At 68.5% G+C, this 20,699-nt stretch carries 21 protein-coding genes; 13 read left to right on the forward strand and 8 right to left on the reverse strand.

Annotated elements, in window-relative coordinates:
- Nucleotides 1–169: 169 nt before the first annotated feature.
- The gene (locus tag AB0H42_RS29185; protein ID WP_030523712.1) at nt 170–511 is read right to left on the reverse strand and encodes a DUF1844 domain-containing protein; all 342 of its coding nucleotides are present in this window, start codon (nt 509–511) and stop codon (nt 170–172) included.
- 30 nt (nt 512–541) lie between these two features.
- Nucleotides 542–1,069, reverse strand: a complete 528-nt coding sequence (locus AB0H42_RS29190) for a DinB family protein (RefSeq protein WP_357061879.1) — start codon at nt 1,067–1,069, stop codon at nt 542–544.
- A 336-nt stretch (nt 1,070–1,405) separates the two neighbouring features.
- Between AB0H42_RS29190 and infC the strand changes: the two genes are divergently transcribed.
- From infC to AB0H42_RS29225, 7 genes are all read left to right on the forward strand, one after another.
- A complete protein-coding gene (gene infC / locus AB0H42_RS29195) occupies nt 1,406–2,050 on the forward strand; it encodes a translation initiation factor IF-3 (RefSeq protein WP_030523710.1) in 645 nt (214 codons plus the stop codon).
- Between the two features lie 143 nt (nt 2,051–2,193).
- Nucleotides 2,194–2,388 carry a 50S ribosomal protein L35 gene (gene rpmI / locus AB0H42_RS29200; RefSeq protein ID WP_030523709.1) on the forward strand — a complete coding sequence of 65 codons (195 nt, stop codon included), beginning with the start codon at nt 2,194–2,196 and terminating at the stop codon, nt 2,386–2,388.
- A gap of 113 nt (nt 2,389–2,501) precedes the next feature.
- Entirely contained in the window at nt 2,502–2,882 is a 381-nt protein-coding gene (gene rplT, locus AB0H42_RS29205; RefSeq protein WP_030523708.1) for a 50S ribosomal protein L20, read from the forward strand.
- A gap of 192 nt (nt 2,883–3,074) precedes the next feature.
- On the forward strand, nt 3,075–3,419 hold the full coding sequence (locus AB0H42_RS29210; RefSeq protein WP_265806994.1) for a metalloregulator ArsR/SmtB family transcription factor: 345 nt from the start codon (nt 3,075–3,077) through the stop codon (nt 3,417–3,419).
- Nucleotides 3,409–3,882 (forward strand): SRPBCC domain-containing protein, encoded by a 474-nt coding sequence (locus tag AB0H42_RS29215; RefSeq protein WP_357061882.1) that lies wholly within the window; start codon nt 3,409–3,411, stop codon nt 3,880–3,882. The genes AB0H42_RS29210 and AB0H42_RS29215 overlap by 11 nt, the downstream gene beginning before the upstream one ends.
- Nucleotides 3,879–4,505 (forward strand): dihydrofolate reductase family protein, encoded by a 627-nt coding sequence (locus tag AB0H42_RS29220; protein WP_265806996.1) that lies wholly within the window; start codon nt 3,879–3,881, stop codon nt 4,503–4,505. The genes AB0H42_RS29215 and AB0H42_RS29220 overlap by 4 nt, the downstream gene beginning before the upstream one ends.
- Nucleotides 4,506–4,617: 112 nt before the next feature.
- Entirely contained in the window at nt 4,618–4,815 is a 198-nt protein-coding gene (locus AB0H42_RS29225; protein WP_357061886.1) for a hypothetical protein, read from the forward strand.
- Here the strand turns inward: AB0H42_RS29225 and AB0H42_RS29230 are convergent.
- Both AB0H42_RS29230 and AB0H42_RS29235 read right to left on the reverse strand, forming a co-directional pair.
- A complete protein-coding gene (locus tag AB0H42_RS29230) occupies nt 4,812–5,183 on the reverse strand; it encodes a helix-turn-helix domain-containing protein (protein ID WP_357061889.1) in 372 nt (123 codons plus the stop codon). The two genes, AB0H42_RS29225 and AB0H42_RS29230, sit on opposite strands and share 4 nt — an antisense overlap.
- Nucleotides 5,180–5,473: a hypothetical protein gene (locus AB0H42_RS29235; RefSeq protein ID WP_357061892.1), complete on the reverse strand. Its 294-nt coding sequence runs from the start codon at nt 5,471–5,473 to the stop codon at nt 5,180–5,182. The genes AB0H42_RS29230 and AB0H42_RS29235 overlap by 4 nt, the downstream gene beginning before the upstream one ends.
- 190 nt (nt 5,474–5,663) lie before the next feature.
- On the opposite strand from AB0H42_RS29235, the gene AB0H42_RS29240 reads away from it, so the two are divergent.
- A complete protein-coding gene (locus AB0H42_RS29240; protein ID WP_357061895.1) occupies nt 5,664–6,491 on the forward strand; it encodes an RNA methyltransferase in 828 nt (275 codons plus the stop codon).
- A gap of 48 nt (nt 6,492–6,539) precedes the next feature.
- Here the strand turns inward: AB0H42_RS29240 and AB0H42_RS29245 are convergent, their stop codons facing one another.
- Entirely contained in the window at nt 6,540–7,109 is a 570-nt protein-coding gene (locus AB0H42_RS29245) for a helix-turn-helix domain-containing protein (protein ID WP_357061898.1), read from the reverse strand.
- Between the two features lie 98 nt (nt 7,110–7,207).
- Here AB0H42_RS29245 and AB0H42_RS29250 point away from each other — a divergent pair, with 98 nt between their 5' ends.
- Complete coding sequence (locus AB0H42_RS29250; protein ID WP_357061901.1) at nt 7,208–8,659, forward strand: DHA2 family efflux MFS transporter permease subunit; 1,452 nt, start codon at nt 7,208–7,210, stop codon at nt 8,657–8,659.
- A 76-nt stretch (nt 8,660–8,735) separates the two neighbouring features.
- On the opposite strand, the gene AB0H42_RS29255 is transcribed toward AB0H42_RS29250, so the two are convergent.
- Nucleotides 8,736–10,022: a glycosyltransferase 87 family protein gene (locus tag AB0H42_RS29255; RefSeq protein ID WP_357061904.1), complete on the reverse strand. Its 1,287-nt coding sequence runs from the start codon at nt 10,020–10,022 to the stop codon at nt 8,736–8,738.
- Between the two features lie 168 nt (nt 10,023–10,190).
- On the opposite strand from AB0H42_RS29255, the gene pheS reads away from it, so the two are divergent.
- The 4 genes from pheS to AB0H42_RS29275 all read left to right on the forward strand — a co-directional run bounded on the left by pheS (nt 10,191) and on the right by AB0H42_RS29275 (nt 15,480).
- The gene (pheS, locus tag AB0H42_RS29260) at nt 10,191–11,264 is read left to right on the forward strand and encodes a phenylalanine--tRNA ligase subunit alpha (RefSeq protein WP_357061907.1); all 1,074 of its coding nucleotides are present in this window, start codon (nt 10,191–10,193) and stop codon (nt 11,262–11,264) included.
- A gap of 28 nt (nt 11,265–11,292) precedes the next feature.
- Entirely contained in the window at nt 11,293–13,794 is a 2,502-nt protein-coding gene (gene pheT / locus AB0H42_RS29265) for a phenylalanine--tRNA ligase subunit beta (protein ID WP_357061910.1), read from the forward strand.
- 71 nt (nt 13,795–13,865) lie between these two features.
- Nucleotides 13,866–14,378, forward strand: a complete 513-nt coding sequence (locus AB0H42_RS29270; RefSeq protein ID WP_357061912.1) for a hypothetical protein — start codon at nt 13,866–13,868, stop codon at nt 14,376–14,378.
- Between the two features lie 64 nt (nt 14,379–14,442).
- Nucleotides 14,443–15,480, forward strand: a complete 1,038-nt coding sequence (locus tag AB0H42_RS29275; RefSeq protein ID WP_357061914.1) for a hypothetical protein — start codon at nt 14,443–14,445, stop codon at nt 15,478–15,480.
- A gap of 14 nt (nt 15,481–15,494) precedes the next feature.
- Here the strand turns inward: AB0H42_RS29275 and AB0H42_RS29280 are convergent, their stop codons facing one another.
- Together AB0H42_RS29280 and AB0H42_RS29285 are read right to left on the reverse strand one after the other, a co-directional pair.
- Nucleotides 15,495–15,770 (reverse strand): hypothetical protein, encoded by a 276-nt coding sequence (locus tag AB0H42_RS29280; RefSeq protein WP_357061917.1) that lies wholly within the window; start codon nt 15,768–15,770, stop codon nt 15,495–15,497.
- The gene (locus tag AB0H42_RS29285) at nt 15,754–20,454 is read right to left on the reverse strand and encodes an FHA domain-containing protein (RefSeq protein ID WP_357061920.1); all 4,701 of its coding nucleotides are present in this window, start codon (nt 20,452–20,454) and stop codon (nt 15,754–15,756) included. The genes AB0H42_RS29280 and AB0H42_RS29285 overlap by 17 nt, the downstream gene beginning before the upstream one ends.
- Between the last annotated feature and the right edge of the window lie 245 nt (nt 20,455–20,699).

The raw sequence follows: 20,699 nt of genomic DNA on the forward strand, positions 1-20,699 counted from the left end.
GGGGCCCGAGTGCGGAGACCGTAACGCTCGGTCGTGCCGGTGGCCGCCGGTCCTATCGGGCAGCCGGAAGGTACTCGGTACCGCGGTCGGCAGGAATCGGCCCGGCGAGCGGCGGTACCCGGGGGCGCCGCCGCCCGTCCATCGGTCGGGGCCGAAGCACCCGTGGAGGTCAGTAGACGGGACCGGTGTACTTCTCACCCGGGCCGGCGCCGGGTGCGTCGGGTACGGCCGAACTCTCCCGGAACGCCTTCTGCAGTGACTGCAGCCCCTCCCGCAACGGTCCCGCGTGCGGACCGAGGTATTCCACCGAGGCGGTGATGAGTCCGGCCAGCGCGGTGATCACCCGCCGGGCTTCGTCCATATCGCGGCGCGGGCTGTTGTCCGGATCGTCGTCGCCGAGCCCGAGCTTTTCCGCCGCCGAGCTCATCAGCATCACGGCGGCACGGCTGATCACCTCCACGGCGGGGATTTCGGCCAGTTCGCGCACATCGCCTTCGGGCTGTTCGGTCATGATCCCAGGCTAGAGAACCGCCGACGGGGGTCAGCGCCCCGGTCCGGCAGCGCGCAGCATGCGCAACTGGCCGATCTCGGTCACGTTCTTCATCAGTTCGGCATCGACCCATGCGGCCAGATGCGCGACGGTCAGTCCGGCCTCCGCGGGCCAGGGGTAGGAGGTGGCGGCGTCGAGTTCCGCCTCGCCGGCGCGGTCGAGCACCGCGAGCCAATGCTCGCGCAGGGTATGCAGCCGGGCGAGGGCCGCGGCGATATCGCCCGCCCAGTACACCTCGGTGCGCTCGGGTACCGGCCTGCCTTCGGCGTGCGCGACGGCCGAACTCCACCACCAGTCGATATGCCAGGTGAGCCAGCCGATGGTCGGCACCGGTACGGGGTCGGGTTCGGTCTCCGCGAAATCCGGGCGCCAGCGGCCGTCGGCACCGCGGTGCACCGTCCAGCTCACCGCGGCGGGCGTCCAGTGCGTATCGTCGTCGGTCAGGGCCTCGAAATGCAGCTGGGACAGCGACCAGACCAGGTCGAATTGCCAGCGCAGTAGGTCACGTCGGCTGCTCACGGGCGTCGAGCCTGGCACAGTGCCGGCGGCGGGGCAAGCGGTTTACGGCCGGGGTCCGGGGGCGCGATTCGCCGGATCGGAACCCGGACTGTTAGACTTTTCGGCGACGACCGCCCCGGTCCTGTCCGGGGCAGACAAGTGGAGCCCGACTCCCACCGTTGCCGGCGAGTGATCGCCTGGTCAAACGGTCCGGTCGCCCGCCCTTCCCGGGTGGGTCCGCGATCCCGCTCCGGCGTGATCGCCGCGCAGGCGTGTACGACCTGCGTGGACCGGTCGACATCGGGCCTCGTGGCGGTGAAATACCGCACCGGGGCCTTCGTGTTGAACAAGGGGTTCATTGCGAGCGGTCGTCGGACGACACCGCTAGACCTAGGAGGCCCCATCAGCACTGAGACCCGCATCAACGATCGCATCCGTGTTCCCGAGGTTCGGCTCATCGGACCCGGCGGTGAACAGGTTGGGATCGTGCGTGTTGAAGATGCACTACGCGTCGCCCTGGAAGCAGACCTCGACCTCGTAGAGGTCGCGCCGGACGCACGTCCGCCGGTTTGCAAGATCATGGATTACGGCAAGTTCAAGTACGAGACCGCGCAGAAGGCGCGCGAGTCCCGGAAGAACCAGGTCCAGACCGTGATCAAGGAACAGAAGCTGCGGCCCAAGATCGACGATCACGACTACGAGACCAAGAAGCGCAATGTGGTGCGCTTCCTCGAGGCGGGGTCCAAGGTCAAGGTCACCATCATGTTCCGGGGGCGCGAACAGTCCCGGCCCGAACTCGGTTTCCGGCTGTTGCAACGGCTGGCCTCCGACGTGGCGGAATTGGGTTTCGTCGAGACCTCGGCCAAGCAGGACGGTCGCAACATGACGATGGTCCTCGCCCCGCACAAGGGCGCGAAGACGCGGGCCAAGGCCGCCGAGGATTCGGTCCGGTCGCAGCCCGGCAGCGCGGCGCCGAATGCCGGTCGGCCGGTCGCGCAATAACAACGGCTTCTGCCGTGCACACTGCGGCGCTCCGCCGCACATATCGCGGCGAACGCCGCAGCGGTATTGCGTCGAGCCCGCAATAACGCTGATCAGTACACCTGGTCCGCCCCTGCGCGGGCACGACACAGATTGAGGTTGCCATGCCGAAGATGAAGAGCCACAGCGGCGCTTCGAAGCGTTTCAAGGTGACCGGTAAGGGCAAGCTGCGCCGTCAGCAGGCCAACCGCCGGCACCTGCTCGAGCACAAGCCCACCCGCCGGACTCGTCGTCTGGACGGCACGGAGTCGGTCGCCGCGTCCGACGTCCGCCGTGTGAAGAAGCTGCTGGGTATCTGATCCCCTTCCCGGGACCGATACCGTCCGGTACCGCATCCGCGACCGGACGCCGAAGAACCGACCCACTCGGGTGCGCTCGACCGGGCACCCCCAAGATCGATTAGGACTGACCAGTGGCACGCGTCAAGAGGGCCGTCAACGCTCAGAAGAAGCGCCGTTCCATCCTCGAGGCCTCCAAGGGCTATCGCGGGCAGCGCTCGCGCCTGTACCGCAAGGCCAAGGAACAGCAGCTGCACTCGCTCACCTACGCCTACCGGGACCGCCGGGCCCGCAAGGGTGATTTCCGCAAGCTGTGGATCGCCCGGATCAACGCCGCGGCCCGCGCCAACGACATCACCTATAACCGTTTCGTGCAGGGCCTGAAGGCCGCCGGTGTGGAGGTCGACCGCAAGAACCTCGCCGAGCTGGCCGTCTCCGATGCCGAGGCGTTCGCCGGTCTGGTCGCCGTCGCCAAGGCCGCGCTGCCCGAGGATGTCAACGCCCCGGCTGCCTGAGTCGTCGTTCCGGGTTCGGACCACTGTCCGGCCCGATGTGCAGAAGACCCCCTCCCTCGGGAGGGGGTCTTCTGTGTTTTCCGGGGGCCGCAGGTCGGGTGCGGTGGCGCCCGGTTCAGAAAGGTGATGCCCGCACTTCGGTGGCGTGGCCGGACTTGCGGTGGGCGGGGATGTCCGCTATTACTTAGCCATATGGCAAAGTATTCGGAGTCGCTGGACGGTGTGTTCGCCGCCCTGTCGGACCCTTCCCGGCGGCGGGTTGTCCAGCGACTCGGCGCCGGTCCGGCCAGCGTCGGCGAACTGGCCCGGGATCTGCCGATCACTCTGCCGTCGTTCATGAAGCACCTGCGCGTGCTGGAGGACAGCGGGCTGATCCGGACGGTCAAAACCGGGCGGGTGCGCCGGTGCGAGCTCGATCGCGACCGGTTCGCACTGATCGACGGCTGGCTGGCCGAACAGCGGCGCGTCTGGGAAGACCGCACGGACCGACTCGAACACTTCCTGCTGACAACCGAGGAGCCCACTGATGAATCCTGATCTCGACCTGTCCCTGCACCGGGTGATCCGCGCCCCGCGCCGCAGTGTGTGGAACGCCTGGACCGACGCCGGCAGCCTCGCCCGCTGGTGGCTGCCCGCCCCGGCCCGCTGCCGGGTCGAACGGCTGGAGGTCCGACCGGGCGGCGCCTTCGTGACCACGATGAGCGCGGATGGCGGCGACTTCGTCCCGCACCTGGACGCCTGCTTCCTCCTGGCCGACGAGCGGGAACGCCTGGTCTTCACCACCGCGCTCGACAGCGGCTGGCGGCCGGCCGCCGGGGAGATCGTGATGACCGCGGAGATCACTCTGCGTGACCACCCGGACGGTACCGACTACCACGTCCTGGTCCGGCACGGCGATCCGGCCGCGCGGGCCCGGCACGAGGAGCTCGGTTTCGCGCACGGGTGGGGCACGGTCACCGATCAGCTCGCCGCGCTCGTCGAGAGCGAGGTGCGGGCATGAAACTCGTGCTCACCGAATTCCTCACCCTCGACGGAGTCGCGCAAGGGCCGGGCTCGCCGACCGAGGACACCAGCGACGGTTTCGACCGCGGCGGCTGGCTGGTTCCGTACCTGGACGAGGTCTTCGTGCGGCGGACCTCCGAATGGCTCGACGCCGCCGACGGACTACTGTTCGGCCGCCGGACCTATGAAGCCTTCGCGCGCGACTGGCCCGCGATCACCGACCCCGGCGACCCGTTCGCGAAGCGGATGAACACCCTGCCGAAATACGTGGTCTCCAGCATCCTGACCGAGGGAGAGTGGGACCCGACCACCGTGCTGCCGGGGGATCCGGTCGTCACGGTCGCCGAACTGTTGCGCCGGCCCGGTCGTGAACTGCAGATCCACGGCAGCTCCCGGTTGGGTGACGCCCTGCTCGCCGCCGGACTGGTCGATACCGTCCGGTTGACCGTCGCGCCCACCGTGTTGCGGACGGGCCGGCGGCTGCTGGCCGGCGCCGGGCCGGCCACGGGTCTGCGCCTGACCCGCCACGAGGCGACGCCCAGCGGCCTGCTCCTGCTCGAATACGAGGTCACCGGTCCCGCACCGCTCGCCGAATTCGACGGGGTCTCCCAGTTCGCCTGACCCAACCCTCACGTGTCACCTGCCTGGTCGCGCCCGAGGTCCCGAATCCGGGGCGCGGGTGCGACCGGGTTGGTACTGTGACTGCTCGCAACGATGAGGCCGAGGAGTGATCATGAACCGCAGGGTGCTGAATATTGTTGCCGCGGGTGTAGTTTCGCTGGTATTCGGCCTGCCACCGGCCTCGGCTGCCGCAGCGGGGATCGCGGTGCGGCCCGCCCAGCCCACCGAGCGGATCGAGGCGACGACGGCACCGTTCGATCCGATCTGCCCGCTGTGCTTCGTACGCGAATTCCTGGAGACCTTCTCCTAGTCTTCTCCGGAAAGTTCGACGCCGAGTTCCGCGGCCCAGCCGTCGGCCCAGGCCGAGATCGGCCGGAGATGGCCGAGGAGCCGGTTTCCGGGCTCGGTGAGTGTGTACCCCGCATCGACTCGTTCGACGAGACGGGATTCGGTGAGTTCGTGCAGTCGGCGGGTCAACAGGCTGGAGGACATGTTGTCGCACCGTGCCCGCAGATCACGGAAGGTCACGGGGTGCGCGGCCGAGTGCAGTTCCCACAGCACGCGCAGCGCCCAGCGCCGGCCGATCAGATCCAGTAGGGCCATGACCGGCCGGCCGGTGGACGATCCGCGGACCGGCCTTCCGGGTTCGGGGATCGAGGACACGGATTCGGTTTTCATTCGGGCCGCACGGGCAGCGGTGAGCGCTCGAGCCGGGTTCGCATCGCGGCAATCGCCGTGCGTAGAACCGCCAACGGCCGGAGGAACAGCGTGATGTGGACGAGCCGACCGGTCGAATCGCGCTCTTCGTGGAGGAGGCCGTGGAGCTCGTCGCCGCCGATGGATGCGGTGAAGCGGCTGAACGTGGTGGTATCGCCCTCCTGCTGTTCGATCAGGGTGGGGTTTTCGATGACCTCGCCGATCATTGTGAGTATGTGCAACGCCGCGTCTCGACCGCGATAGTCGGTCACCGGGCTGGAGAACACCACAGCGTCGGCGACGGCTGCCGCCAGAACGTCGGTTCCGCCGGTCCGCCATGCCGTGAGTACGGGTGAAGTGGTTCGCATGCCTCTAAAATAGAGGCATGCGGGAGGTTTGTCACCGAGCGCACGGCGGTGGCGGCCCGCCGATGCGGGCGCCGGCACCCTTTACGATCTCCTGGTGCCCGACCGATATGAACCCATCGACGTGCGGAATCCCCGCGTGGTCGCCGCCGTCAAACTCCATCGTGGCGTTGCGCGCAAGCGGGCCGGCAGATTTCTGGCCGAGGGCGCGAATTCGGTCGGCGCCGCCCTCGCGGCCGGCCGGGTCCGCGAACTCTTCTACTCCGCCGAGGGCGCCACTCGGGAACATGCGCTGATCGCCGGAGCCGAGGCCGACGGTGTGCGCACCACGCTGGTCTCCGACCGGGCCGCGCAGGCACTGGGGGAGACGGTCACACCGCCCGGCCTGGTGGCCGTCTGTGATCTGGTCGATGTGCCGCTGGACCGGATTCTGTCCACGGATTCCGGGGTGAGTGTTCCGCGAATACTGGCGGTGCCGGTGGCGATTGCCGATCCGGGCAATGCGGGCACCCTGATCCGGGTGGCCGACGCGGTCGGCGTGGACGCCGTGGTGCTGGCCGGTGACAGCGTGGATCCGCACAACGGAAAATGCGTACGCTCCTGCGCGGGCAGCCTCTTCCACGTCCCGATCGTGCGCGCCCGCGATACCGCCGCGGTGCTGGACCGTATCGAGGCCGCGGGCATCACCACCGTGGCGACCACCGCCGCCGGCGAAGTCGATCTCGAAGACGCCGGCGAACTGTTCACCCGGCCGGTTGCCTGGTTGTTCGGTAACGAGGCCCACGGCCTGGACCCGGAGGTCGCGCACCGGGCCGGGCACCGTATCCGGATCCCGATCCGGGGGCGGGCCGAAAGCCTGAACCTGGCCACGGCCGCCGCGATCTGCCTCTACGCGAACTCGCGGACCCGCTTCGGCTGCGGCTGACCACGGCGTCGGCCGAGGCGAGCGGTCCCGGTCCGGAGCGGCGCGGATTTACGTTCCGTGCTCGTACAGATCGGTGAGGATGTCCTGGGCCCAGTCGGCAGCGATGGCCTCCGGGCCGGTGACGCGCAGCGCGGCCATCACGGTGAGCAACATGCCGGTCGAGAGGAATCGCCGGGTGTCGGCGATCGAGGCGCCGGTGAGTTCCCGGACGAGCCGGTAGATGCGGCCGTACCGGTCGCGGACGACCGGGCCGATCTCGGGATCGCCGGCCGCCGCGAAGGCGTGCAGTAGCACCTGCAGCAGGGTGCGCTCGGCGAGGAAGCGCTCGTAGGCCTCCGGCAGCGCGTCCAAGGCGGTGTCCGGTCCGGCCCCCGCGGCGGCCTCGGAGAAGACCTCCTCGATGCGATCGCAGACCTGGGCGACGGCAGCGAGGAACAGGCGCTGTTTGGAGCCGAAGAGGCGGATGACGTACGGCTGGGAGACACCGGCCCGGCGGGCGATCTCGTCGGTCCGGGTGGCCGCGTAGCCGGATTCCGCGAAGGCCTCGACCGCCGCGGTCAGTACTTGAGCCCCCCGTTCACCGGCGGTCATCCTGGTCCGGCTCGTCGATTCCGGCATGGTCCTCCTCGTCGTTTCGTGCGCTCTTGACATGTTATCAGTCGATGCATACCGTCATGAACAAATTAGTTATCAGTCGATTACAACAAGGACTGGACATGACCGAGATCCTGAGTTCACCAGCTACGACACCACTCGCGGCCCCGAGGGTCACGCCGACGGCCGACCCCGGGCGGCGACCGCTCGCCGCCGTGCTCGCCGCGGTCGGTATTCCGATGTTCATGGTCACGTTGGACAATCTGGTGGTCACCAACGCGCTCCCGGTGATCCGCGCCGAACTGAACGCCTCGCTCGGCGACCTCCAGTGGTTCGTCAACGCCTACACCCTGTCGTTCGCCGCCCTGCTGCTCACCGCCTCCGCCCTCGGCGACCGGCTGGGCCGTCGCCGCGTGTTTTTGGCGGGTATCGCGGTGTTCACCGCCGCCTCGGCGGCCTGCGCGCTCGCCACCGATCCGGCGATGCTGGTCGCCGCGCGGGTGGTGCAGGGCTTCGGCGGCGCCGCGGTGATGCCGCTGTCGCTGACCCTGCTCTCCGACGCGGTACCGGAGCGGCTGCGCAGCGCGGCCATCGGGATCTGGGGCGGTATCGCCGGGCTCGGCGTGGCCGTGGGCCCGCTGCTCGGCGGTGCCGTGGTCGACGGATTGAGCTGGCAGTGGATCTTCTGGGTCAATGTGCCCATCGGCGTCCTCGTGCTGCCGCTGGTGGTCTGGGCACTGCGTGAATCGCGGGGCGGCGGCGGCCGCCTGGACCCGGTGGGACTGATCCTGGCTTCGGCGGGCGTGCCGGCGGTCGTCTGGGGCGTCGTGCACGGCGCCGACGACGGCTGGAATTCGGGCGGGGTGCTCACCGCGCTGATCGGCGGCGCGGGCCTGCTGGGCGCGCTCATCGCCTGGGAGCACCGGGCCGCGGCCCCCATGCTGGCGCCCCGGCTTTTCCGGATCCGGGCCTTCGGCGTCGCCAATATGGTGGCCTTCGCCTTCTCGATCGGCGTTTTCGGGTCGATCTTCCTACTCGCCCAGTTCTTCCAGGTGGTGCAGGGTTACAGCCCGCTCGAATCCGGTATCCGGACCATGCCGTGGACCATGGCGCCGATGGTGGTGGCCCCGCTCGCGGGCCTGGTGATCGACCGCGTCGGGGCCCGGGTCCTGCTGGTCACCGGGCAGGCACTGCTCGCGGTGGCGCTGGCCTGGATGGCCGCGATCACCTCGGTGGACGTCGGCTACGGCACGTTCGTGGCGCCGCTGCTGCTCGCGGGAGTAGGGATGGGCCTGACCTTCGCGCCGCTGGCGACCGTGGTGATGGGGGCCGTACCGGAGGCCGATCGGTCCGTGGCCTCGGGCACCAACAACACGGTGCGCGAGGTCGGCGTGGCGGTGGGCATCGCGGTCCTGGCCTCGGTGTTCGCCTCGTACGGCGCGTACACGGACCCGCAGAGCTATGTCGACGGGCTGGTACCGGCGGTCTGGGTCGGGGCGGGGATCGTCGCAGCCGGGGCGCTGGCCGCCGCACTGCTCCCGGGTCGGACGATCGTGCGGGAACCGGTGAACTGACCAGTACCGTCCGCCGCGGCGGGCGGGAACCGGCACCGGATGGATCGATCGGCGGCGCGCTCCGGCGCGTCGCCGATCAGCGTTCGCGGACCGAGACCAGCGATTCCGGGGCGCCGGCGGGAACGGCCGGGCCGGGCGTGCGCTGCCGCCGGCTCGCGGTGGCGTACAGCACGACCAGCAGCAGGCTGAACCAGACGTAGCCGTTGCCGATCACCTTGTCCCAGGCCGACCAGTCCAGCTCCCGGCCGTCGTTACCGGGCAGGTCGCTGTGTTTGGCCAGCACGAAGACCACCGCGGTGGCAACTGCCGCGGCATACCAGCCGCGCGCCTGCGACCAGGGCCGGGTCGTCGCGTAGCCGATCATCGCCAGCAGCGCGGGTGCCACCCATACCCAGTGGTGCGACCAGGAGATGGGCGAAACGAGCAGCGCTACCACCGCGTTGACCGCCAGCGCGATCATCGGGGGTGCCCCGGTCCGCCGGATGGCCGCCACCGCCACCGCCACGAGCGCGAGGGCGGCGAGCAGCCACAGCGCTGTGGCCAGGGCGCCGGTGACCTCGAAGCGGGCCAGCACGGCCTGAATGGACTGGTTGGTCTGGAACTCCGACCCGCTCAATCCACCGACATTGCCGAACCCGCCGAACCAGTACCGCACCGATTCGTCGGGCATCACCGCGAAACCGATCGCCGTGGCGATCGCACCGCTGATCGCGGCCGTCACGGCGGCCTTGTAGTCCTTACGGATCAGGAAATACAGGACGAAAGCCGCCGGGGTCAGTTTGATCGCCGCGGCGATACCGAGCAGCATCCCGCGCGGCCAGCGCGGATTGCGGGTCAGGCAGTCGGCGGCGACCAGACCCATCAGGATCAGATTGACCTGGCCGAAATCCAGGGTGGACCAGACCGGCTCGAGCAGCAGCGCGAGCGGGGTCGCGGTCGCGGTGACCACCAGGGCGAGTCTGCGCTGGTCCTGACCCGGCCAGACCTGCCGGGCCACCAGGAACAAAGTCATCGCCAGCGCGCCGATGGAGACCACCAGGTAGGTGACCACCGAGGCGGCCCACGGCAGCAGTGCGTAGAGTCCGAGCGCCAGCGCGGCGAACGGCGGGTAGATGAACGGGAGGCTGATATCGGCGGCCGTCTCCGGGAGATGACCGTAGAGATCGCCGCCGGCCCGCCACTCCTCGACCCCGAGCCGATAGACCTCGAGGTCGATGTACTCGCCGCTGATGGCGCGGAACGGATCGATCGGGTGCGACATACACACCCACGTCACGACCACCGCCAGGAGCGGCAGCAGCCAGGCCGCCTGCCGGCGGGCACGTCCGGCGAGCGTCTCGGTGCGGGTCAAGGCGTTCGTCATCGGAGGGGACTTTACCGGTTGACGGTGTCGATGTACCGGGCAGTGAGCGGCGGGGGATATCGGCGTGAGCCCGGTGGGGGCCATCGAATACGATTCCACCAGCAGCAATACGGGCGCCGGAGCCGACCGGGCCCGCTCACCGACGCCCAGGGGAGAGACGAGTAGACCGTGGCCGACGACACCGACGCAGGCGCAGCGACCGGCGGGCAGGAATCCGCCCTCACCGAAGAAGCCCTGGCCGCCGCGGCCGCGGCGGCCGAGAAGGACTTCGCGGCCGCCGCCGATCTGGACGCGCTCGCGGGCGCGAAAATCGAGCATATGGGCGGCCGGTCGCCGATCGCGCTGGCCCAGCGGTCGCTGGGATCGCTGCCCGGATCGGAGAAGGCCGACGCCGGTAAGCGGGTGAACAAGGCGCGGGCGCGGGTATCGGAGGCGTTCGAGGAGCGGCAGCGGGTGTTGCTCGCCGAACGTGATGCCGCGGTGCTGGTCGCCGAGGCGATCGATGTCACGCTCCCGGCCGACCGGGGGCCGGTGGGAGCCCGGCATCCGATCACCGTCATCTCCGAGCAGGTTGCCGATGTGTTCGTCGGAATGGGCTGGGAGATCGCCGAGGGACCGGAGGTCGAGACCGAGCATTTCAACTTCGACGCGCTCAACTTCCTGCCCGATCACCCCGCGCGCACCATGCAGGACACCTTCCATATCGCACCGGCCGGTTCGCGCCAGGTGCTGCGCACCCACACCTCCCCGGTGCAGGTGCGGTCCATGCTGGAACGCGACTTGCCGATCTATGTGGTGTGCCCGGGCCGTACCTTCCGCACCGATGAACTCGATGCCACCCATACACCGGTGTTCTCCCAGGTCGAGGGGCTGGCCATCGACAAGGGCCTGACCATGGCCCATCTACGCGGCACGCTGGACGCTTTCGCGCGGGCGCTGTTCGGACCCGACACCACCACCCGGATCCGGCCCAACTACTTCCCGTTCACCGAACCCTCGGCCGAGGTCGATGTGTGGTTCCCGGACAAGAAGGGCGGCGCCGGCTGGGTCGAATGGGGCGGCTGCGGCATGGTCAACCCGAAGGTGCTGATCGCCAGCGGTATCGACCCCGACGAGTACAGCGGTTTCGCCTTCGGGATGGGGCTGGAGCGGACTCTGCAGTTCCGCAACGGCATCCCCGATATGCGCGACATCGTCGAGGGCGATGTGCGATTCACCCTGCCCTTCGGTATCCGGTCCTGAACTTCCGAGCGAGAGAGCGAACGTCACAGTGCGAGTAGCGCAGTCCTGGCTGACCGAAACGATCCGCCGCACCGTCCCCGGCTGGTCGGTGACGCCGGAAGAACTCGACGCCGGATTCGTCCGGGTCGGGCTGGAAGTCGAAGAGATCGACACCCTGGAGCGAGTGGGCGGGGAGATCGAACACCCGCTGGTGGTCGGCCGGGTCGCCGAGATCACCGAACTCACCGAGTTCAAGAAACCCATCCGGTTCTGCAAGGTCGATATCGGCGCGGAAGAACTCCAGGAGATCGTCTGCGGCGCGTCCAATTTCGCCGTCGGTGATCTGGTGGTCGTGGTGCTGCCCGGCGGTGTGCTGCCGGGCGGTTTCGCCATCTCCTCCCGCAAGACCTACGGGCACGTCTCCCACGGCATGATCTGCTCGGTCGCCGAACTCGGTATCGGCAAGGACCATTCGGGCATCCTCGTCCTGGAACCCGGTACGGCCGAACCCGGCACCGACGCCAACGAACTGCTCGGCCTCGGCGATACCGTCATCGAACTGAACATCACCCCCGACCGCGGCTACTGCTTCTCGGTCCGCGGTCTGGCCCGCGAACTGGCCTGCGGTTTCGACCTCGAATACGCCGACCCGGCCGTACGCACCCTGGGCGAAGGCGACGAGGCCTGGCCGGTCCGGGTGGAACCGGAAACGCGGTGCACACGTTTCGGGGTCCGCCGGGTGACCGGTATCGATCCGGACGCGGTGAGTCCGTGGTGGTTGCAGCGCCGGCTGCTGCTCTCGGGCGTGCGCCCGATCTCCCCGGCGGTCGATGTCACCAATTACGTGATGCTGGAACTCGGTCAGCCGCTGCACGCGTTCGACGCCGCGAAACTCAGCGGCGGTCTCGTGGTGCGCCGGGCCCGCACCGGTGAGACCCTGCGTACGCTCGACGATGTCGAACGCGAACTCGACACCGAGGATGTGGTGATCGCCGACGACACCGGTGCGGTCTCGCTCGCCGGTGTGATGGGTGGCGCGACCACCGAGGTGGGCGCGGAATCCACCGATATCGTCCTGGAAGCCGCGACCTGGGATCCGCTGTTCATCTACCGCACCGCCCGCCGCCACAAACTGGTGTCGGAGGCGAGTAAACGCTACGAGCGGGTGGTCGATCCGGAACTCAACCTGGCCGCGCTGGACCGGGCCGCGACTCTGCTCGCCGAGATCGCCGGGGGCACCGTGGAGCTTACCCTCACCGATATCCGGCTGCCGCTGTCGCCGCCGGAACCCATCCGTATGGATATCGACCTGCCCGACCGCGTGGCCGGCGTGCAGTACGCCCCCGGCACCTCCGCGCGCCGGCTCACCCAGATCGGCTGCCATGTCGAGGTGGCGGTCGACGAGACCAGTGGTCATGGTCAGCTGGTGGTCACCCCGGCGAGCTGGCGGCCCGACCTCGTCCAGCCCGCCGACCTGGTGGAAGAGGTGCTGCGGCTGGAGGGCCTGGAGCAGATTCCGCTGGTGCTGCCGCAGGCACCGGCCGGGCGCGGACTGACTGCCGTGCAGCGTCGTCGTCGCGCGGTGAGCCGGGCGCTGGCTTTCGCGGGTTGTGTCGAGGTGCCGCCGCCGGTGTTCCTGCCCTCGGGTGTTTTCGATACGTGGGGTCTGGATGAGGACGACCCCCGCCGGACGACCACCCGGGTGCTGAACCCGCTGGATGTCGAGCGTGCCGAACTCGCCACCACCTTGCTGCCGGGTCTACTGGAGATCGCGGTCCGCAATATCTCCCGCGGTGCGCGCGATCTGTCGCTCTACGGGATCGCCCAGGTGGTGTTGCCCGGGCCGGACACCAAACCTGTCGAACCGCTGCCGGTGGACCGCCGCCCGACCGATGCCGAGATCGGCGAACTGCTGGTCTCGCTGCCCGATCAGCCGCAGCATGTCGCGGTGGTGCTCACCGGACGCCGGGAGCCCCGTGGTCCGTGGGGGCCGGGGCGGGCGGCCGAAGCCGCCGACGTTTTCGCGCTGGCGGATGTGATCGCCGAGGCCGCCGGGGTCGCGCTCGAACGCCGGCCCGGTAAGCGGTTGCCGTGGCATCCGGGGCGATGCGCCGAGCTGACGGTGGACGGCACCGTGGTCGGCTACGCCGGTGAACTGCATCCGGGTGTACTGGAACGGTCCGGTCTGCCGCCGCGCACCTGCGCCCTGGAACTCGATCTGGACGCGCTTCCGTTGCGCGAGTCCCGGCCCGCGCCGGCCATTTCACCGTTCCCGGCCGTGCTGCAGGATGTCTCGGTCAGCGTCTCCGCGGATGTCCCCGCGGCGGCCGTCGAGACGGCGCTGCGAGCCGGTGGTGGTGAACTGCTCGAGGATATCTCGCTGTTCGACGTGTACGCGGGTGCGCAGGCAGGGGAGGGGCGTAAATCGCTCACCTACGCCCTGCGTTTCCGGGCCGCCGACCGCACCCTCACCGAGGACGAGGCCAGTGCCGCCCGCGACGCCGCCGTGACCGCCGCCTCGGACGCCGTGGGCGCGGTGATCCGTTCGTAGGTAGGGCTTGTTCTCAGGCAACGTGGTTCGGTCCGTCCGAACGGGCGGGCCGGACGTCGTAGGGTGGTTGCATGAGTGAACCGAGCGCAGGCGATCCGGGCGCGCTCGCCGCGCGGTTGGCGGCCCTGCCCGACGAGCAGTTGCTGGCCGTCCTGGTCGTGGCCGCCGCGGGCCGCGACAAGCTGGCCCCCCTGTACGAGGCCGCCACGAGACTGCTGTCCGAAACCGGGCAGGGTGGGTCGGTGCCCGGTGTGATTCCGGGCACCCCAGCCGCGACCGGCTATGGATCCTCGCCCGATCTCTCCTCGTCGTCGCAGGTCGGCGGGGGTGTGGGTGCGGAAGCCGGGCAGGGCGCAGCAGCCGCCGGCTCGGTCGGTGGCTACACCCGCTCCGGTGTGCCGACGTTCGGGTCCGTACGCGATAAGGTCGAGCGGCGTATCGGCACCGCGTTCGGCGCCCGGGCACTCGACCGGCAGAGCCCGGCCGGGCGCGGCGCCGACGAACAGTGGGAAGCGCGTGAACAGGCCGCGCGGGAACGTCTGGCACAGATTCGCACCTCCCTGCACGAGGGCGAAGAGGCGTGAGGCGATACCTCCGCCTTCGCTGCGGCCTCCGCCGACCGCATGAAGCCGCTCCGAAGGAGGATCTGTGATCGAGGTGGATGCTGCACGGGTGCTTGCCGACCGGCTGCTCGACGCCCAAGTGCAATGGCTGCTCGACGAAGTGAGTGGCGACCGGTTCGCCGAGGTCGTGGCTCGTGATGTGGCCGCTGTCCTGGACGTCGCGGGCACGGTGAACGCGGGGGAGGTGGTCGAGGCCGAACAGCTCGAACAGACGGTGGCCGTACTCGTCGACAAGGTCGGCGGCGCCGCTGTACTGGCCGATACCGTCGGCCTGTTCGCCGACGCGATCTACGACAGTATCGCCGCCAACGAGGATCACACGCTCGGTGATCTGGTCGAACGTGAGCCGGTCGAAGCGCTGCTGCAGAAGATCGTGGATATGCACCAGACCCAGGAACGGGTTCTGGAACGCCTGACCGACAGCCCGCTGGTCGCCACCGTCGCCTCCAAGTTCGTCGACAAACTGGTCGGGGATTTCGTGGAGGTCAACCGGCAGCGCGCGGAGAAGATCCCCGGTATGGGCACCCTCATGTCGATCGGGCAATCCGCCGCCGACCGTGCGCGCAAGGCCGCCGAATCCAACACCATCCTCGGCGATATCGCCGGTAAGGGCGCCATGTACGCGCTCAAACGCACCAACAACGCGATCCGCGAGATGCTGCGGGACGCCCCGGTGCACGACGCGACCATGGAGTTCTGGGATCTGCACGCCGGCGAACCGATCAGCGGCCTACGGGAGTACCTCACCAAGAAGGATCTCAACGAGCTCGTCTTGCTCTGCTACCGGATAGCGGTGACCACCCGCGAGAAGGAGTATTTCGGCCTGCTGGTAGCCGAATGCGCGCAGGTCTTCCACGAGAAGTATCGCGATCACACGCTCGCCGCGCTGCTCGGGGAGTTGGGTCTTACCGGCGAGGACATCGTCACCGAGATCCTGCGCTACGGGCCGGCGGTCGTCGAAGCGGCCAAACGGGACGGGGTGCTGGCCGGGCTGATCCGGGAACGCCTGGAGCCGTTCTACTACTCGGACGAGGTATTGAAGATCCTGACCCCGGCCGGGTAGCGCCACGGATCCGATCAGGAGTTCCAGTCGCTGCCGCTGTCCGATCCGGAGTCCCGCAAGATGAGCGCAAGGGTCTCCGGGTCCACGGGACGTTCGGGCAATTCGTCCGGTTCGGTGGCATTTGCTCGCGCGAGTGGCAGGAGTTCGTCGTAGCCATCCTCGCCCGGGCGTAGTTCCTCGTACCCGCGGTAGTGGATACCGTCTTCTGTCCTACCGCGCAGGGGGAGCCGAATGGTGACACCGTCCGGTGCGAGTTCGGGCGGGCTGGTGTCGTCAGAGTACGCGGTCAAAGTAGGCCTTCAGTCGGTCGGCGAGGACTCTGTCACCCAGGGTGAACTTCTCCAGCTTAGCGGTGTCGCCGTACATCCAGGCGGTGAAGCCCTCGGCGAAGGCTTCCGAGGGCTCGTCGAAGTAGCGGTTCCACCCGCGGCGCCCGCCCAGCGCCTGGAGCATATCCGCGTGCAGGCTTCGCCACTCCGGACTGCTGCTCAGCCATCGTCCACCTGTTCCGTAGGCGGCGTCCGTGGCATGTCCGAATTCGTGCCACACGACGTTCTGGCTACCCGAATCTCCAACGCTGTTGATGACGATCCGCCGGGGCCCGCCCATATACACACCTTGTACGGTGTTCCAGCTGGTACCCGGTTTCCGGCCGTACGGTGTGTTGCCGCGCAGGCTGTCGGTACCGGGCATATCCAGCAGCGGCCGGCTGCCGATAACGATGCCGCCTCCGGGAATCGCGTTCATATGATCGCTGACCCGCTGGTAGATATGGCGGGGAACGCGGGCGAGTTCCCTGATCACCTGTTTCGTCTCGGGCGATGCGTCCATGATGTCCACGAACGGCCCGCCCTCCGGTTGCGGGAATGCGACGGTGAACTCGTATCCGCCGCCGAGGTCGACGTGGTTACCCGGGTGCAGCGTCATCTGCAGGCCGGGCGTGATCGTCCGGCCGTCGATCCGAGTGCCGTTGCTGGAGCCTTCGTCGCGGATCCAGACACGGCCGGAAGGATGGACGCCGAGCGTGGCGTGACGACGAGAGGTCTGCTCGCCGCTCGGGACCCCGGTCGGCAGATCGGAGTTGTTGCGGCCGAGAACCATCGGCTCTCCGCCGCGCGGTAGCTCGAAAGAACGATCTCCGTGCATGCTGTTGAGTTTCACAGTCGTGTTCTTCGGTGCCACCGGGCTTTCGCCGTCCGCGTACTGGGCACTGCCCACCCAGTCTCCGAACCGGACGTTATCGCCCGGACGCAGGTTCACCGGTGGTGCGTCCGGATCGACCTTTACGCCGTTGATATAGGTCCCCTGCTCGGAGTGGTTGTCCCGCACCATCAGGTTTCCGTAGGAGTCCCGGAAGATCGTCGCGTGCCGCGGGGACACCGACTGGTTCGTGAGCAGCTGATCCGCGATCGGTGAGGCCGGATCGCGACCGATGAGCAGTTCCTCGCCCCGGCGCAGGTGCAGTGGCGGTGCGTCCCGGCTATCGGACAGGCGCAGTGCGAGCGGTTTCTCGTTGCCCAGCTCGAGCCGAGATCGGTGACCATCCACCAACAATTCGTCCTCGGGACCTATATACCGCTTCTCGCCGGCCTCGAGGGTCCGGCCGTTCACCTGGGTGGGCGGGGGGAGATCCGGTTGCGGATCGCGGACCCAGACCCGGCCGTCCGGGTCACGTCCGACGAAGACATCGCGAACCTCGGTCTTGAATTGCTGGACGAAATTGCTGGGGCCGTCCGATTCGCTGACCCAATAGCGGACCGGGACAGACACCTCCTGCCCCGGATCCAGCCGGATCGGCGGCAATCGGAGTTCCGGCGCGAAATGCACAACCGCGGGCGGATGTACGGATGCTCCACCCAGGTGCGCGGGCGCGAGGAAAGCAGGGCCCAGCCCGACTTGATCGCCATCGTTCAGGGTCACCCGCTGATTCGGGGCGATCCGGTCGCCGTTGACCCAGACCCCGTTCGAGCCGGGATGGTCCCGGATCCATACCCGGCCTTCGTAGTCCATGCCCAATGTCGCATGCTCTGCGGAGATTCCCTGGTGCCCGCTCAGCTGCCGTGCGAACGGTGAGGTCTGGTCGGTCCCCAGCAGTACCGACCGACCGGGCTGCAACTGCATCGGGATCGCTTCCGGCCCGTTGCCGAAACGCATCTGCAGCGGCGGTGCTTCGACGCTGCCGTCCGCCGGCAGGAACTGCGCTTCACCACGGGTCAGCCCGAACCGCACCGAGTCGCCGGGGCGCAATGTGCGTTTCTCGCCCGGGGCGAGCGGCTCGTCGTTGACCTTGGTGCCGTTTCTGGACCCGTCGTCCTGGATCCACACGCGGCCGTCGTCGTCCATGCCGACTACGGCGTGATCCTTCGACATGGTCCGCAGGTCGGCGCTGTTCGGTCGTTGGACGAAGTCCCGGCCGATACCGACTTCCTGCCCGCGGTGCAGTCGCAGGGGTGGTGCGTCGTTGCCGAACAGCCGGACGTCGGCCATCTGGCGCCGGAAATCGAGGCCGAGGTCGTACTGGCGGCTGAGCATGAGTTGCTGGCCGTCGTAGACACGTACCCATTCACCGCCGGTCATCTGTTTGCCGTCGATGAATGTCCCGTTCAGCGAATTGTCGTCGCGGAGGAAGACGTGACCGGCGTCGTCGACTCTGATGGTGGCGTGCCGGCGCGACACGTACTCGCTCGCCACGTTGTGCAGGAGCGCGTCTCGGCCACTGCCGAGGACGTACTCGGTGCCCGGCATCAGTCGCAGCGACAGTTCGTTTCCGCCCGGTGGGGTGAACACGACATCGACGTGACCGCTGTCCGGGTGGCGGAAGAATTGGGTCTGTCCCGGCGGAGGCGGCGCTCCGGCCAGTTCGTAGGCGTCGCGATCGGGCGGCCGGTTGTCCGATTCGATGCGCTGGAGCGGCCGAGTAGGCGGACCGTCGAACGACTCTTCGCGCGGAACCGGGGTCCCGTCGACCGGCTGTTCATCCGCGGCGGCGCGGCGGCCGATATTTTCGGGAGGCGGGGTGGATTCGGATCCGCTGACCCGGTTTCCGGGAGCGCGGATCTCCCCAGGGTCGACTCGGGGAACCGATCGATCCTGCCCCGCGGGCGGCCGAACCTGTGCGCGCTGGTCTCCGGATTCGGGCCGGCCGTCCCGCGGCGCAACGATATTCTGGTTGGCCCTGCGCTCGGCGGGAATGTGCTGCTGAGTGTCCGCTGTCACCCTGCGGGCTTGCCCGGGTGCGTCGCCGGGAGGGTGGGGCGGCGGAACCACGCCCCCCGAATCGGCGGCGGACGGGGGCCGAGCCGCGTCGGCCATCCCGTCCAGTCGCTGGAGGACTCCGTCGTGCCACTCGCTGCGTCCCAGTGCGGAGAATGCCGGCCGCAGCTCTTCGACGCGCTGCTGTATCTCCGAGACCTGAGCCGGGGAGAAATCGTGCTCCCGCCACTGCACGGTGCCCTCGGCGGGACCGTAGTCCAGGAACTGTTTGGCGAAAGCGCCGATGCGGCCGTCCGGTTCGAAAGCCAGACTGTGGTCGATACCCCAGACATTGCCCGTCGGATCGATCATCCAGTTCTCGGCGCCGCGGTCGGGGACATCGATCAGGGCATCGAGCAGTCCGAGCCGGTTCGCCGAGGGTGTGCCGTGGAAGCGATTTTCCGGCGTCCAGTCTGTCGGATACGCGTCATGGGCGTTCTTGCCGGGGACCACCTCCATATAGACGTGGCGCCCGTCGATGTGCACGGCGGGTACCCGGGCACCGACCGCGTCGCCGACGACCGAAGCGAGGAACTCCGCGTGCGCGTGCTGCGGATCGGATACGACCTTGTGCACCACCTGGCTGCCGTCCGGAAAGGTGAGCAGTTCCATGGTTCTCGCCGAGTTCTCGGCGGTGCTGTGTCGCGCCATGGGTTCCGCGAGCGGCGGCTCCCCGGCGAGAAGCTCGTCGACGCGTACCCCGAACTCCATGTGCCGCCGGGCGATCGGGGGAAGGTCGAGGTTCCCGCCGGCCCCCGTGGCACCCGCTCGATGCACGCGCAGTGCGCTACCCGCAGCCCCGACGAAGCCGCCGCCGAAGCCGACCACCGCCGATTCGCGGACCATCTTGAACATATCGCCGAAACTGTGGATCTCGTCGAAGTGGATGATCAGCGAGGGCACGGCCCCCGCGATGCCGCCGGTGACACCACCCGCCCCACCGATGAGCATGGTTCCGCCGAGATGAGCGGTGAAGCGGCCGATATCGGTGGTGGCCCGCCCGCCGAAACGTTCCAGCACGCGCGGCGCGACACGTCGCCCGACCTCGGCGCCGACCACGCCGCCGAGCACGCCGCCGGCCACCATCTCGAGCAGTGCGCCGGTGTCGAACTTGTCGCGGGCTCCGGTTTCGAGATCCCATAGCTGGGCTCCGACACTCATCCCCACGCTCGTGAGAGCGCCGATCTTCGCCGCGTGCGCTGCCCCGTGCAACGCGGCACGGCGTGCCGCACCGGCGGCGGCCTGCGTACCCGCGGTGGTCGCCAGTCGCACGACGGCGGCACGCATCGCCTGCTCGGCGGCGATTCGATCGGCCAGCGCCTTGTACCCACCGCCGTAGAAGAACAGCAGTGCGTCGTAGGCGAGCTGCACACCGAGTACGATGCCGGTGACCACCAGCAGATGCTGCGTCTGTTCAGTGATGTCGGCGATATCGTGGCACTGGTTGCCCATATCCGTGCACACCGCGGCCTGATTGCGCATCGCCGCGACGACTGTGCGGTTCCGCTGGGCGAGTTCGGCCTGGGAGGCACCGTCCAAGGCGCTCTCGGCCTGCTTTCCGCCGATCTCGTACTGGTCGGCAGCTACGGTCAGTCCTTTGCCGGTTTCGATGTACCGGTCGCCGCGGGCACGCGTGGGCTCCACGAGAAGTTCGGGCCAATGCCCGATCACCAGGTCGCGGACCGCGGCCGGTACCTCGGCCAAGAGCGCGGTCGCGTTCATTACCGTCTGCCCCCGGTAGTATCATCGTTCGATCGGACATCAACGTGAATTGTCCGAGATCTCCCATTATTCGATGACCGGCGACATTGCGCCTCTCAAAGGCTGTTTTGTAGGGGTTTCCCTATTGGTGAGACGCCCGTTCGTGTGCTCGATGGCCCGCCGGGCGTCGCCACGGGCTTCGACTCCCGGCCGTATCCTGGCCTTTCCGCTGCCGAGAGGTCTGCTGCCTCGGAGCCAGGGCGGAG

It is taken from the genome of Nocardia sp. NPDC050799 (assembly GCF_040654015.1).
Taxonomy (GTDB): Bacteria; Actinomycetota; Actinomycetes; order Mycobacteriales; family Mycobacteriaceae; genus Nocardia.

Coding starts and splice junctions, on each gene's coding strand:
- AB0H42_RS29215 (WP_357061882.1), top strand. CDS start 3,409: ATGAATCCTGATCTCGACCTGTCCCTGCACCGGGTGATCCGCGCCCCG.
- rpmI (WP_030523709.1), top strand. CDS start 2,194: ATGCCGAAGATGAAGAGCCACAGCGGCGCTTCGAAGCGTTTCAAGGTG.
- AB0H42_RS29185 (WP_030523712.1), bottom strand. CDS start 511: ATGACCGAACAGCCCGAAGGCGATGTGCGCGAACTGGCCGAAATCCCC.
- AB0H42_RS29255 (WP_357061904.1), bottom strand. CDS start 10,022: ATGACGAACGCCTTGACCCGCACCGAGACGCTCGCCGGACGTGCCCGC.
- AB0H42_RS29270 (WP_357061912.1), top strand. CDS start 13,866: ATGAGTGAACCGAGCGCAGGCGATCCGGGCGCGCTCGCCGCGCGGTTG.
- AB0H42_RS29225 (WP_357061886.1), top strand. CDS start 4,618: ATGAACCGCAGGGTGCTGAATATTGTTGCCGCGGGTGTAGTTTCGCTG.
- AB0H42_RS29210 (WP_265806994.1), top strand. CDS start 3,075: ATGGCAAAGTATTCGGAGTCGCTGGACGGTGTGTTCGCCGCCCTGTCG.
- AB0H42_RS29245 (WP_357061898.1), bottom strand. CDS start 7,109: ATGCCGGAATCGACGAGCCGGACCAGGATGACCGCCGGTGAACGGGGG.
- AB0H42_RS29285 (WP_357061920.1), bottom strand. CDS start 20,454: ATGAACGCGACCGCGCTCTTGGCCGAGGTACCGGCCGCGGTCCGCGAC.
- AB0H42_RS29220 (WP_265806996.1), top strand. CDS start 3,879: ATGAAACTCGTGCTCACCGAATTCCTCACCCTCGACGGAGTCGCGCAA.
- AB0H42_RS29230 (WP_357061889.1), bottom strand. CDS start 5,183: ATGAAAACCGAATCCGTGTCCTCGATCCCCGAACCCGGAAGGCCGGTC.
- AB0H42_RS29250 (WP_357061901.1), top strand. CDS start 7,208: ATGACCGAGATCCTGAGTTCACCAGCTACGACACCACTCGCGGCCCCG.